Source organism: Corynebacterium silvaticum, from assembly GCF_004382825.2.
Taxonomy (GTDB): Bacteria; Actinomycetota; Actinomycetes; order Mycobacteriales; family Mycobacteriaceae; genus Corynebacterium; species Corynebacterium silvaticum.
Map to the genome: position 1 here is coordinate 384,400 of NZ_SDQO02000003.1, position 13,105 is coordinate 397,504.

The following is a 13,105-nucleotide window of genomic DNA, read 5'->3' on the forward strand; positions in this document are numbered from 1 at the left end:
CAGTATTCAGGGCACCAAATTCAAGGCAAATTCTATTAGCAATCTTCCAGTGCAGGAACACCCGGTGCGCCCTCAGCCAACCAGCGGCGTACGGCAGCTGTGGCACGGCAATCGTCGCCGTTGTAGCTCAGGAGGGTAGCCTGAGCGGCCTCAAGATCGACCCCGGCAACGTCTCCCGTGGCTTCCCGATAAAGATGCACGCTTGTCTCGCCATCGACGTCGTCGGCATCCCAATGGAACCCCGCTGCTGGGGCGACCACTTTGAGTCCTAGCCCTTTGGGGCCAGCCAACTGCTTCTTGACCGCGACAAAAACATCCTGCCATTCGCCGGAAGCAATAAACGCAGAGACCTCGGCTTCGCTAGGAACTCCCTCATAGCGCCCGTGGAAGCGACGCGCGGAGAACCTGAGCCAGTGATTTTCCCCGTGCGAGGAATAGCAAAACACGCCTACGGTTTTACCAGCTGCAATTGCAGCTTCACGACGCTGCTTGAGCCACGTCCACATCCGTGCAAAGGCCTGCGCCTCAGCCTCTCCGCCAAGCCCTTCCCACGTAACAAAGGGTCGATACTCTTCGCCATCGTATGTACCCCACAGGTAGGCCCCTGGTCCAGGTACGCCTCCACATCAATGTCGATCTCTACATCAAAACGCGGGAAAGTTACCTCGGGCGACTTCCGGACTATGTCCACCCCATCCCGCCATGCCCGCGCGAGCTGCGAGGGTGCCCCTAGGTTGGCGTCGGCAAGCCCATTCACAGTAGTAATTCCGCGTTCCCGATAGGAATCACCGCGATCACCAGAAAGGAAAAGGCTGAGGTCATCGGAAGCTTTAAGCTCTTGCTCGCAGAACTCCCAATACCTACAGCTCGCGCATTCTTTCACGCGACGAGCGTGATCCGGGTTCGGAACAACGAGAGCAACATCAAGGCCCTGCTGAAAGAAGTCCGTGTTCAAAAGGAAAACCAGTTCACGGTCCTGCCCAATCAGCCCGGCGCGACTGCTCTCCACTCCGAGGCGATCAAGCGCGCGTGCCGCCAAACCCAAAGCATAGGAATAGGAATCTGAGGCATGGTGTTTGAGCTTAAAGTGGGCGGAGTAGGGAGTTCCCAAGCCCAGACGCGCCGTGGCCATGACCTTGATTGTTTTCTGAGGATGCGGCCTGGCCATCCGGTGGTTAGAGACAAGAACAGGCATATAGGTTCCCTCGGGCCTACGCACGAGCGCATCCAGGCGCACTCGCCACGCCCGCCCGTTGTCTTTCCCCAGGAGGACGGGATTAGTAATGATGGTGGCCTGCGCAGCAAGAGCCTCCAATGTGGCAAACCACGGCGCGTCTGGATCCGCATCGACGGCATCCGCGTCGTCCCTCCCTTGCGGGGGGGATATCAATACGCAGGAAATTCCGGGGATCCCCCATGCTCGGGGCCGTGGGGAAAAAGGCGCGCGCCTCTTCCTTTGCTTGCACACGACGCTCGTACCTGAGCTGGGAATTGTGCGTTGGCGATACACCTGGGTGCCGGCTAGCTTGCACGAGCCGGTAGCGGCAGCCCACCAAGTCAGAAGGCTGCAGGCATATATCGGTGTTCACAAGTACACCAGCCTATTGCACGAGTACGGGTACTGTGGAATTTGACTGGGTTCTGGTGCGGATCACCGGACATGCCGCTACGTAAGCGAGGTATCGTCTCCCGCCTCCCACCGATCCCCTTAGAATCGAGAGACGAGCATACGCACGAGTGAAGGAAACAACCATGGGATTGTTTGAATCTATCCGTAAGGCACGCGCCAAAACCAAGGCAGAGATCAAGGCCGCTAAGGTTCGCGCACGCCAGGAAGCCAAGGAAGCCGCCAAACTCGAGTACAAACGCGATAAGTTCCTTGCCCGGCAGGAAAAGAAACTGCTGAAGGAAGAGAAGAAAGGCCTCAAGGCCAAGCGTAAGCACGACGAGAAAATGGCTAAGAACACTCTCGAGCAGCTCAAGGCCGGTAAATTTAACAAGAACAACGTGCTGCGTTATGCGGGAGCAGCCCGAGCAGTCATCCCAGTTGCGCTCCCCCTCATTTACCGAGGCATCACAATGGCAAAAGAAGAGGCCGCCAAGCGTCGTGCGATGAAGCTGGGAGTCAGCGCAGACGATCTAGGCCGTTTCAGCGGACACGGTGCAGAAATTAAGGCACGTATCGCGGGAATGCGTAGCTCCGTCAAACTCTCTTCCCTGCCCAAGGGCTTTGTTACCGACGTTGAACAGCGTCTTCAGGACCTCGACTTTGCCGTCGATAACGCAGAGTTCATGACTCCAGAGCTGCGTCAGCGTAGTCACCGCAGCATCCATAAGGATCTGGACCAACTCGGACGCCAAATTCAAAACAAGATTGAGGGCTAAAATCCCTCACTAACTCCTCGTTACTTTGCATCGACGCGGGGAGTCTCAATGAGCCAAATCAGTGATTTGGCTCATTTTTTCATCGCTCTATCGCCCGAATCTCCTAGGAAAGACGCTAAATTCCATAATTTTTATATTGCCACTTCCCACTATATGAAGTAAGTAAATTAAAACTCTCACTGTGGAAAATTTTAAATATTACGCAAAGCCCCACAAAGACTATTGCATTCACATGCACACCACAGTGCATTAATAATGAAAATAACTAGCAGAATTCCAAAGGATTAAATAAATAGAAATCAAACTCAACCGGGAAGCTCTAACAAAAATAAGCTTTTATTAGAAAAGTGCAGATAGTAATTACGGCTTTTGGGATATACCATATTGAATTAGTTCATCCCAAAGTACATTCTTTGTTACTTGTATGCCTTTGAGTTTGAATTTAGCAATGATGGCAACTGTCTCTTTGTTACAAACGCTTACCTGCAGATGGTTAAGCACACTTAGCGATTAATAGTAAAGGGGCACTAACGTGGCACGCCGAGAAATCACCCAGTTCTTTGATGACCTAGATAACCGTCCACTCGATGAGTCCGAGGTTCACGTCATTTCTTTCAGCTTTGATGGGGAAGACTTCATCATCGATCTCTCAGAGGAAAACGCAGAAAAATTCCGCGAGGCAATCCGCCCGTACATGGACAAGGCCACCAAAGCTATAGGCCAACGCACCCCCGTGGGACACGACCCCAAGGATGTGCGTCAATGGGCTAAGTCTAAAAAACTAGATGTTGCGGCACGCGGCAAGATCCCACAAGAGATCATCGACGCATTCGTGCAGGCACACAAGCGATAAGCGACTACAACACGCGCCTTACCTCTAAGCAGGGAAGGCGCGTGTTACTCTTTGGCGCTATAAAACGCCCTGTTCACGGGCGATAGCAACAGCCGAGGTACGCGAGCGAACACCCAACTTGTCATAGATATGAACAAGGTGGCTCTTGACTGTCGCCTCAGAGAGCAATAGGACACGACCAATATCTCGATTGGAAGAACCCCCAGCAACCAATTTCAAGACCTCTAGCTCACGCGGAGTCAGTGAGGTACGCGGGGTGCGCACGCGGGTCATCAGCCGGTTGGCCACCGTGGGGGAAAGCGTGGAGTCTCCTTCTGCCGCAGAACGAACAGCAGCAAGCAGCTCTTCCGGCGGAGCATCCTTCAGCAAATAACCGAGTGCTCCTGCTTCGATAGCCCCCAAGATGTCTGCATCGGTGTCATAGTTGGTCACAACCAACACGTGAGGGGATTTTTCCATGGTGCGCTTAATCTCAGCGGTCGCATCAGCACCATTGGTCAGGCGTGTGCCTTCCACCCCTGGCCCAAAGCGTAGGTCCATGAGGATCACATCGATTCCCCCCGCTTGGGCTGCTGCTATAGCGCCTTCTGCGGTGGCTACCTCCCCGATAACCTCGATATCGTCCGCGCTTTCCAGGACTGCGCGCAGGCCAAGTCGAACGATCTCGTGGTCGTCGGCAAGCAAAACTCGAATCATGTGATGATCACGCCTTTCTTTTTCCTGCTACGCCACGCGCTGGCGGGGCAGACACACAACTAACTTAGCCCACCCTTGTAGCTAATTCTATATCGTGTCACCTGCCGCTTTACCCCATCTATAAGCAAGCCGCAGTACTTTACGGGTTATGAGTCCGCGCGTATGGGAAGTGCCACAGATACGGCGGTGCCATCGCCCGGCGCAGATTCCACTTCCAGAGTTCCACCCTGTTCCTCTGCGCGCTGCCTCATCGCATTAATTCCAATGTGCCCTAGCCCGGCCGGGCGGTTAGCCACGTGTTCGGGATCGAATCCTTGCCCGTTGTCCACAACGTCCAGGCGTACTTCATCATCCGCGTACGTGAGCGTCACTTGGCATCTCTCCGCCTGAGAATGCTTTGCGACGTTACCCAACGCCCCCTGACCAATACGCAACAACGCGGCCTCTGTGCGCATGGGCAACTGCCGTTCTACCCCTTCCACCAGAATAGAAATCTCCGGCGAAACAATCTGCTCAGCGACGCGATGCAAAGCGCCTTCCAAGGAGGTTTTACTCAACGCCGCCGGTTGCAGTGCAGCGATCATCGCGCGTGCCTCACTCAGATTATCTGCCGCGGTGGTGCGAGCTAGCTCCATCCGCTTCAAGGGAACAGCTTGTTCCTCCTCGCTCATACTGGAGTTTTTAATATCTTGCTCTGACACCCGCAGCAGCATCTGAATGCTCGATAGTCCTTGCGCCAACGTATCGTGAATTTCATGGGCAATGCGCTGTCGCTCGGCAGCCACGCCTGCCGCGCGCTCCGTCTCCGCCAGCTGCGAACGCGTAGAAATAAGCTCTCGGATCAATAAATCACGCTCCCGCGCACCTTTCCAGATCGCCTCAAAAGCAAAGTGAATCGCAATCACCACAAGAGCGGACACCAGCGGCCCCATAACCGCACCTAAAGTCAGGTCTGGCATCTGGCTAAAGATCGCTATGAGGGTTGCTCCCACAACCGCAATAATCCCCCGTATGTCCGGCAATACGCGCAGGTATAAGAAAAACAACGGAAACACCATGTACACAGACACCGGCACGATGGGAAGCATGAGCACCCACACCAGGGTCAACGCCCCAAGAAAAATCAGGATCTGCCATAACTTGGTGTACTGGCGAAGCACAATGAGCGAGTAAATAAGCGCAAAAAAGGCGCTGAGCACGACCGCAATCATCGCTGATCGAATGTCTAATCGTACAACCCCGCCCACGGAGACGATCAACAAAACCGTAGTCAAAATGTTCATCGCCCGGTAGTACAGCGCTGCACCAGGCTGCCCCACGTGATCTTCTAAGCGAACGTCCATGTGATCCCCGCCTGCGACGTCGAAAAGCTTCGATAGTGCGTCCCCCGCAAATTTTTCATCGCCATGGTGCCCTCTCTCGCGGCGGAGACGTGCACTCTTAGGGTCGTGAGGATCTAGGCTTAGTCGCATGAGACGTACCTTACTGCCTGTAGCTCTTATTGCAGTGGCACTGACGGCAGCCGGATGTGGAAACAGCACAACTTCGTCATCTGGCGCCGCTTCCGCCTCTGCAACCGGGGGAGCTAACGAGGCCCCTGTCCCCGATTCGGGACTCCCAGCAGAGGCCCTCCCGGAAATCCCCGAGGGAAAAAATGGCTGGACAGAGTGCCCTTATCTCGATTCCAATTGGGTTGCAGACACCAACGGACAGCGCATGGTTGCCCAAGGCGTGGATTCTCGCTTTGATACCCCCGCCTGCGTTTTCTGGTCTTATCCTGAGGACCCCCAAGCCACAGTGATCGTGCGGCACATGGCCACCGAACAAGACGCTATCAAAGTCGTCGATTGGGCCGCCCCGATCGACACCACCGAGCCTGCCGAAGAACCCGCGGGTTGGTCAGGCGGACGCATCGGCAATGAGAAAGGCGCCACCTACGCGGTGCAAAAGGGCAACGTGGCGGTAGTGGTCTTTAGCAATCAGCCGCAGTCTCTCAAAGCAGAATTGATTGCCAAGGAAGCCATCTCCAGATTGGCGCTTTAGAAACACCGAGGAGAAAAAAGAGGCTACCGATTAACTCGGTAGCCTCTCGCGCTATGCAGCGTTCACTCACATGTTTAAACTGCCACGTCGTTATAAGGCATGAGGGTGGATACCCAGGGGAAAACAACCTCCATGAGGAAAAAGAAAACCGCCACAGCAACGGCGAGGGCAAGAAGAACTTTTACCGGCCAAGGCCCAGGTAAGCAGCGCCAAAATAATCCGTACATTTACTTCTCCTCCAGTGCAGCGGGTTTCTCCCCGGAGCCGTTCTTAGGGATCGTCTCAGTAAGCATTGCGTGAACGATCATGCGTTCTGCGTTAGAGAACTGTGGGTGGCAGGTGGTCATCGTCATCACACTCTCCATCTCGTCTCCAGCTGTGGTGATGTCTGTCCCAGGAAGAGAGCTAATCGTATTCACGTCACCGGGGGTGGTGATGTATCGACCACTGATGCTGGAATAATCACCGTGAGCAACGCGCTCGATCTGCTCTGGAGTCAAACAGCGCTCAGCCTCAGCACGACGCTGTTCGCCGAAGGAATCGATGGGGAGAACCCGATACACATTCCATGCGTTCTGGGTTTCCACGACTACTGCGTCGCATGCGCGTAAGTTCCCTAAGTCATTAAAGGGAGCGCCCTTGCCCACCCGGTGGCCCGCGACAGCAAAATTGCCTTTCTCTCCCGGCAACTGCGTGTCGTGGTAATGGCCAGGGCCGGCCTCTAGATCGGTGTCCGAGGTTCCCTCAACGATCGCAAATTGGAAGTCCGAGCCAAAGGCCGGTATGTACATCCGGGCAAACGCCGTACCAAGCTCGGGGGTGATCTTCTTACGCGGGTTCACTCGCTCGTTGTCCCACTGGTTCTGCAGCTGGTTATTAGCCTCATTCTGGGCCTTCCCAGACGCAATATTGGTCCAATAGGACTCATAGAACGCGAAGAGGAAGAAAAGGATGCCAGCGGTCAGCAAAATCTCACCCAGGATTTGGGTGAAGGTCACGCGTGAACGCTTCTTATGGCTTCCGGCTGTTGACCCAGGCGCGCTGTGTCGACCGACTCCATGTCTATGTTGCGGTTCTTCCCCAGCGGGAGTACCTGGGGCTGTAGGACTGGTCATTGCTTCCTTAACTTCTTTAATCCAGATAAATACTAGATAGGTAGAAGTAGTGTAGCCCGCTTTTTCCCGTCTTCCACTACTACGCGTACTCTTTTTATTGTTCTTTTACTACGCTGAGCTTGTAACCAGAGCTACCGCACCGGTGTATTCATAGCTCGTCGATGCGCATTATGCGCACGCAGGTTGGAATGGAGACAGTACCGATCGTGATAGGGATATTTATCTACCCAGTATCTGGGGTGATGAAGCTTTGGCACCTCTTCTTGGCCAACATGCTCGGCGTGTCAGCTTCACTGGCATGGGCTTTGTCCTTGTTTGCCCTCGTTATCACGGTGCGCGGCATCGTAGCGCCGTTTACGTGGATGCAGCTCAAATCCGGTCGTGCCAGTATTCTCATGCGTCCCAAACTCAAGCGGCTGCAGGAAGAATACGAGGAAAAGACGGATAAGGAGTCAATTCTCGAATTCCAGCAGAAACAAAAGGATCTACGCAAGGAGTATGGGTACAGCGTTAAAGCGGGCTGTGTCCCTGCACTGATCCAAATTCCGGTCTTCCTTGGCCTCTACCAGGTGTTGCTGCGTATGGCACGGCCCGTTGAGGGGTTGGATGCGAACAAGCACGCCCCCATCGGTCTGCTTTCCTCGGATGATGTCAGTGCTTTCCTGGACTCACGAGTCTCTGATGTGCCGCTTCCGGCATATAACGCTATGTCTGCCGAGCAATTTACCCGGCTTAACACCACATACGATGCCGTCCATGCTTTTGTTACTCCGCTCATCATCGCGGCATGCGTGTTTACCGTGATCAATCTGATCATTTCTGTCGTGCGCAATAACTACGCGGTAGATCACGACTCGGGTCTGTCGGTGCAGCTCAACCGCTTCTTAATCATCATGATCTTTTTCACCCCGCTGACGCTAATCAGTTTGGGGCTGAGGTCCCCTATTCCCGCAGCTATTTGCATGTATTGGGTGGCTAACAACCTGTGGACGCTGATACAAAACGCGCTGATGTATCTGGTGCTGCGCATCAAATATCCTTTCGACGAGGAGCACCAGGCTTTTCAAGCTCATCGACGCCACCAGCGCCGCCAACGCATCCGGGAGAAAAAAGCCCGCACCCGTGCTTTACGACGCAAGCGCCTTGCCGCGATCATCATGCCCTGGCGTTTCTCTCTCTATCGGGCAGAGATCGCGGAGATTAAAGAGGAGCGTCGTGTAGCTAAGGCGGAAGAAAAAGCCCGTAGAAAGGCCCTCGCACAAGAGCGAAAAGTGGCTCGCGAGGAGATTGACAAGGAGCGAGCCGAGGAGCGGAAGCAAGCAGCGGAGAAAAGACGCGCTGAGCGGGCCGCCGCACGCGCCAAGAAGTCAGCTGAAAAATCTGCTGAGGAAACTGAGGAAACCGCCTAGATTGAGTAATCGGCGGGGGGCGCAGACAAGAGCTGCACAGCTAGGTCACGGGCGGTTTTGAGTGATTCCAGTGAATGATTCAAACGCCCGCCAGCGAGACCGCCGTCAAGGAAAATCATCAGCTGCTGTGCCTGGGTGGTTCCGGGATAACCGTTCTTCTCTGTCAGTAGATCGGTGAGCGTTGTCAGACACCAGTCGCGATGCTCTTTGACCGCCAGCACGATCCCTTTTTCCATATCCGTTTCTGGGCGAGGATACTCATTAGCAGCGTTTTGGAAATGGGATCCCCTGTAATGCTTCTGAGGTTCTTCTTCGATGCACTGATCAAAAAAGGCCAGAATTTTATCTTCGGGCTGGACCATGTTTTTTGTGCGTTCGTAGTAGGACGCACGCCATTGTTCATCCAGGTTCTCTATATATGCGATGACCAGCGCGTCTTTAGAACCAAAAAGTGAGTACAGGCTAGCTTTGGCCACGTCCGCTTCTCTGAGGATCCGGTCGATGCCGATGACCCGGATTCCCTCGGTGGTAAAAAGACGTGTAGCGCTTTCTAAGAGGCGTTGTCTCGGACTCGGACGGTTACGGCGACGCCCCGCAGTTTTCGCACTCTTCGCCTCGGCCAAAAGAGCCACTTCCTTCCCATGGGAGCTAGTAACAACGAATGTAAAGGGTACTACGTGCAACTACTGTCAGCCCATTCCAGTAGACACGTACAGACTAGTCTACCCACTTAGCTCAGGGAAACTGACTACAAGGAATAGCCGGCTATAATTTCCCGCCTCTGTTATGGCACGATACGATCCATGACTATTTCGGATCCCCTCAACCCTGGGCAGGGCGCAGCCGATCAATCCGCTGCGTCCGTCACCAACCCAGACCCTTCCAAACCGGCACGCTTCATCGCCGTGCAACGCAGCTATTATCCGTTGCTGCTCACGCTATTCGTTGCTATCTTCCTCATCTCTAACATCAACGCCACCAAAGGCGTAGCCCTCGGCCCCATCATCACCGACGGCGCATTCTTCCTTTTCCCTGCCGCCTATGTCATCGGCGACGTCCTTTCCGAGTGCTACGGTTTCCGCGCTACTCGACGCGCCATCTGGACCGGTTTCTTTGTCATGCTCGTGGCCGTCATCTCCTTCTACGTGGCGATCTGGCTCCCCTCGGCTGACTTCTACACCGGCCAAGAAGCCTTCGCTGCCACTCTAGGATTGGTGCCACGCATCGTCTTAGCCTCGCTTGCAGGTTATCTCGTCGGACAGCTCCTCAACTCATACGTGCTCGTGGCTATCAAAAAGCGCACTGGAGAACGATCTCTATGGGTCCGCCTTATAGGCTCAACCATCGTTGGAGAATTCGGCGATACGCTGATTTTCTGCCTCATCGCAGCGCCAGTCATCGGCATCACTACCTTTGCAGACACCGCGAACTACACTCTCGTGGGATTCTTCTGGAAAACGGCAGTAGAAATCCTTGTTCTACCCATCACATATGCGGCTATTGCATGGGTGAAAAAGAAAGAAAATTACTAATTCCATAGCAAAAGGACGGACGAGAAACCTCGTCCGTCCTTATTTTGTTGATCCGCTACTTGCGGACCATCTGAACAATACTGAGCAAAATCACCGCACCAAGCAAGCAGGTAAGGAAGCTAAAGATGAGGCCACCGCCGGCAACATCTACACCAAAGAGCTTCAGGAGCCAGCCACCAAGAAGACCGCCGACAACACCGACGAGAATATTGAGGCCAATACCTTGCTGAGCATCAGTGCCCTTGATCTTGGAGGCAATCCAGCCAGCAAGACCACCAATAATGATCCAACCGATAATTCCTAGACCTAGCATGTTGACTCCTTCAATGATGTCTATTCGAGCTCCGTCTTCGGACTTTACGTCCTAAAAGTCCAGTGCTCACTTGCTACCTACCACGCTAGGCCGAAAACTACGTTTGTGTTGACCTTCTCCGCCCCAAAAGCCTTGTACACACCCGCAGTTTGCCGATTTGTAACCCAAAAACTGCCACACCGAGCCGCATATATTCATTAAAGATAACAATTGAACAAAGAATAGTTAATCTGAGGGATTTTCCAGGCTTTTCTCGGAGCAGCCCCCAATCACGGTCGTTTTTTGGTGAACAAGAACACAAAAAGAACGCAAAAACCGGCCCCGCGTCACGGAGGCCGGTTTTATGTCAGACGCTTATTAGCCGTTATCAGTCGGGCGTACTACCACCATCGGGCACGGAGCCGACTGGAGTAGCGCACGAGAAGTGGATCCCAACAGCATGCCGCGGAAACCACCGCGCCCGTGAGAACCAACCACCAGCAACTGCGCATCCTTCGCAGAATCTTCCAATGCACGAATCGGACGGTCCCTGGTAATCACCATGTCCACATCCACGTCTGGGAAGCGTTCCAACAACGGTTGAATGCGGTCGTGGAGAAGCTGCGTCTGCTCATCCTCAATCACATTCCATTCCTGCTGCGCTGCTGCCAAGCCTGCCAGAGAAGCCTGCACCTGCATGTCCATCCACGTGTGGATAGCAACAAGCTTTGCGCCTCGGGCCTGGGCCTCTTCAAACGCGAATTCGGTTGCACGCTGGGAAACCTCTGAACCGTCAACACCGACCACGACAGGGCCGTACTTGTTGGTGTCAGTTACCTGGTTATCCTCACGAACCACCACCACCGGGCACTTGGCGTGGCTCACCACAGCGGCGGAAACGGATCCCATCACCATGCCAGACAGGCCGCCCAAGCCACGAGAGCCCATCACGATCATGGTGACGTCACTAGACATCTCCAGGAGCATGTCGATGGGGCTTCCCTCTGCAATGGTGTAACCAATCTTGATGTCTGGCGCCACCTCATGAGCGATGGTTCGAGCAGCCTCGACGGTCTCCATGGTCTCCGTCTGGAGCTCGTCGAAAAGCTCCTGTGGCGGAACCATTCCCTCGGCGTAGAGGAACTGGGGCATGGTGTAGCTGGCGGCCAAGCGCAGTGGAACACCACGCTTGTTTGCGGTGTTTGCCGCCCAGCGAACCGCATTATTTGATGCTTCAGAGCCGTCAACTGCGACGACGATGTTCTCGGCAGTCATTTTCCTGAGCCTTTCTTCACGGGGGCGACACGGAATCTCCGCATCCACGGTGGCCTCACAACCAAGGCCGATTCAACCATCATAGGTGGCCAATCACACTTTCCATGTTAGCGCTCGACGGCGCCACATACCACTGGTTGTAACTAGTCTGAGGGTAGCTGCGGAATAACGCAATAGAAAACGGCGCTCAATAGCGATCAATCGCTAGGAAATACCTACTTCCCTTCAGGAAGCGTTGCTGCAGGTGCGTTCGCAGGGTAGAAGAAGGAATAGATCGCCTGAAGAATGTTCGCAATAACTCGGCCAATACCTTGGCTAAAGAAGTCCATGACTGGAAGCAAGATAGCATTAATGTCCATGGAAGATAGGGTAGTACACGTTCCCCGCGGTCAAGCACCTTTACCGGTAAAAGATGGCCTCAACCCCACCAGAGTGAGGGTACCCGAAGAATACGCCGGAATAAGCGCCTACGAGTTCGCATGGAACCTTATAGCGTCGCAACGCCGTCGCCACCCCGAGGACACCCCTGAAGCGCTTCTCACGCGCTTTCAGCAGGATCAGGTCATCATTGGACCTAAGTTCCGCATCGCCAGCCCAGATACGGTGCTCAAAGCCAACGAGGATATCTGGTTCTACCGCACCCCCGCCCCAGAAACGCCAGTCCCCTACAGCTGTGAAACCATCTACGAGGACGAGAACCTCCTCGTGGTGAATAAGCCCCCCTTCCTGGCTACCATGCCGCGGGGGAAGCACATCACGCAAACCGCCACCGTGCAGATGCGTCGTGCGACTGGCAACGGCGAGCTCTCACCCGTGCACCGTCTGGACCGACTCACCTCTGGCATTTTGGTTTTCACCAAGAATCGTAAAGTTCGCGGCGCTTATCAAAGCCTCTTTGCCGAGCAAAAAGTAACCAAAACCTACCACGCAATCGCCCCCTTCAGGAACGATCTACCCGGCAACACTCTCTGGCGCGACCACATGATCAAGACACCAGGAGACATGCAAGGACACATCGTCCCAGGCCCCCCAAACGCCGAGAGTTTGCTTGTCGACGTCACCGAGCTAGGCGCACAAGAAACAGCACAGTTACAACAGCTTCACGACGTCACCACGCCCCTGGCACGCTATACGCTTCAACCACACACAGGACGCACCCACCAGCTACGCCTCCACATGTGGGCAGCCGGCGTTCCCATCCTAGGCGATCCGGCCTACCCCACTATCCTCCCAGAAGAGGAGGAAGACTTCCGCGTGCCCATGCATCTTACGGCTTATCAGTTAACCTTCTGCGACCCTATCAGTGATATCCTCCGGTGTTTTACCCTGGAATAACACCACCACATCCCACCCCTTCATCAAGGAGGTGGGTACGAAAAAAAAAAGGGAAGAGAGTCTAGGCACCACACCCACCCCCAAGGGGGTAAGGCATCATACCTAGACTCTCTTCCTACATATCAAATTTTTTGGTTGGCGGCGACCTACTCTCCCACACCCTCCCAGGT

Annotated in this window: 14 protein-coding genes and 1 pseudogene; 6 read left to right on the top strand and 9 right to left on the bottom strand. The window is 54.4% G+C overall.

Annotated features, from left to right (window positions below; all coding sequences use genetic code 11):
* Positions 1–35 precede the first annotated feature (35 nt).
* Positions 36–1,589, bottom strand: a pseudogene (locus ET810_RS09780) (TM0106 family RecB-like putative nuclease).
* Positions 1,590–1,752: 163 nt separating this feature from the next.
* On the opposite strand from ET810_RS09780, the gene ET810_RS09785 reads away from it, so the two are divergent.
* The gene (locus ET810_RS09785; protein ID WP_014836927.1) at positions 1,753–2,385 is read left to right on the top strand and encodes a DUF6474 family protein; all 633 of its coding nucleotides are present in this window, start codon (positions 1,753–1,755) and stop codon (positions 2,383–2,385) included.
* A gap of 532 nt (positions 2,386–2,917) precedes the next feature.
* On the top strand, positions 2,918–3,238 hold the full coding sequence (locus tag ET810_RS09790; RefSeq protein WP_087454720.1) for a histone-like nucleoid-structuring protein Lsr2: 321 nt from the start codon (positions 2,918–2,920) through the stop codon (positions 3,236–3,238).
* Positions 3,239–3,295: 57 nt separating this feature from the next.
* On the opposite strand, the gene ET810_RS09795 is transcribed toward ET810_RS09790, so the two are convergent.
* Together ET810_RS09795 and ET810_RS09800 are read right to left on the bottom strand one after the other, a co-directional pair.
* Positions 3,296–3,934, bottom strand: a complete 639-nt coding sequence (locus ET810_RS09795) for a response regulator (RefSeq protein ID WP_013242864.1) — start codon at positions 3,932–3,934, stop codon at positions 3,296–3,298.
* A gap of 146 nt (positions 3,935–4,080) precedes the next feature.
* The gene (locus ET810_RS09800; protein WP_087454721.1) at positions 4,081–5,406 is read right to left on the bottom strand and encodes a sensor histidine kinase; all 1,326 of its coding nucleotides are present in this window, start codon (positions 5,404–5,406) and stop codon (positions 4,081–4,083) included.
* Between ET810_RS09800 and ET810_RS09805 the strand changes: the two genes are divergently transcribed.
* Positions 5,405–5,977 (top strand): DUF2020 domain-containing protein, encoded by a 573-nt coding sequence (locus tag ET810_RS09805; RefSeq protein WP_087454722.1) that lies wholly within the window; start codon positions 5,405–5,407, stop codon positions 5,975–5,977. The two genes, ET810_RS09800 and ET810_RS09805, sit on opposite strands and share 2 nt — an antisense overlap.
* A 74-nt stretch (positions 5,978–6,051) precedes the next feature.
* On the opposite strand, the gene ET810_RS12090 is transcribed toward ET810_RS09805, so the two are convergent.
* Both ET810_RS12090 and ET810_RS09810 read right to left on the bottom strand, forming a co-directional pair.
* Entirely contained in the window at positions 6,052–6,204 is a 153-nt protein-coding gene (locus tag ET810_RS12090; RefSeq protein ID WP_087454723.1) for a hypothetical protein, read from the bottom strand.
* Complete coding sequence (locus tag ET810_RS09810) at positions 6,205–7,092, bottom strand: class E sortase (protein WP_087454724.1); 888 nt, start codon at positions 7,090–7,092, stop codon at positions 6,205–6,207.
* Positions 7,093–7,253: 161 nt separating this feature from the next.
* Between ET810_RS09810 and yidC the strand changes: the two genes are divergently transcribed.
* Positions 7,254–8,501 (top strand): membrane protein insertase YidC, encoded by a 1,248-nt coding sequence (yidC, locus tag ET810_RS09815; RefSeq protein ID WP_087454725.1) that lies wholly within the window; start codon positions 7,254–7,256, stop codon positions 8,499–8,501.
* On the opposite strand, the gene ET810_RS09820 is transcribed toward yidC, so the two are convergent.
* Positions 8,498–9,124: a TetR/AcrR family transcriptional regulator gene (locus ET810_RS09820; protein WP_087454953.1), complete on the bottom strand. Its 627-nt coding sequence runs from the start codon at positions 9,122–9,124 to the stop codon at positions 8,498–8,500. The two genes, yidC and ET810_RS09820, sit on opposite strands and share 4 nt — an antisense overlap.
* A 180-nt stretch (positions 9,125–9,304) precedes the next feature.
* Between ET810_RS09820 and ET810_RS09825 the strand changes: the two genes are divergently transcribed.
* A complete protein-coding gene (locus ET810_RS09825) occupies positions 9,305–10,033 on the top strand; it encodes a queuosine precursor transporter (RefSeq protein WP_087454726.1) in 729 nt (242 codons plus the stop codon).
* Between the two features lie 55 nt (positions 10,034–10,088).
* On the opposite strand, the gene ET810_RS09830 is transcribed toward ET810_RS09825, so the two are convergent.
* The 3 genes from ET810_RS09830 to ET810_RS12095 all read right to left on the bottom strand — a co-directional run bounded on the left by ET810_RS09830 (position 10,089) and on the right by ET810_RS12095 (position 11,959).
* Complete coding sequence (locus tag ET810_RS09830; RefSeq protein ID WP_013912590.1) at positions 10,089–10,346, bottom strand: GlsB/YeaQ/YmgE family stress response membrane protein; 258 nt, start codon at positions 10,344–10,346, stop codon at positions 10,089–10,091.
* 357 nt (positions 10,347–10,703) lie between these two features.
* Positions 10,704–11,600: a universal stress protein gene (locus tag ET810_RS09835; RefSeq protein WP_087454727.1), complete on the bottom strand. Its 897-nt coding sequence runs from the start codon at positions 11,598–11,600 to the stop codon at positions 10,704–10,706.
* Positions 11,601–11,815: 215 nt separating this feature from the next.
* Positions 11,816–11,959 (bottom strand): hypothetical protein, encoded by a 144-nt coding sequence (locus tag ET810_RS12095; RefSeq protein ID WP_166741048.1) that lies wholly within the window; start codon positions 11,957–11,959, stop codon positions 11,816–11,818.
* Between ET810_RS12095 and ET810_RS09840 the strand changes: the two genes are divergently transcribed.
* On the top strand, positions 11,952–12,935 hold the full coding sequence (locus ET810_RS09840; RefSeq protein ID WP_087454728.1) for a pseudouridine synthase: 984 nt from the start codon (positions 11,952–11,954) through the stop codon (positions 12,933–12,935). The genes ET810_RS12095 and ET810_RS09840 overlap by 8 nt on opposite strands.
* Positions 12,936–13,105 lie beyond the last annotated feature (170 nt).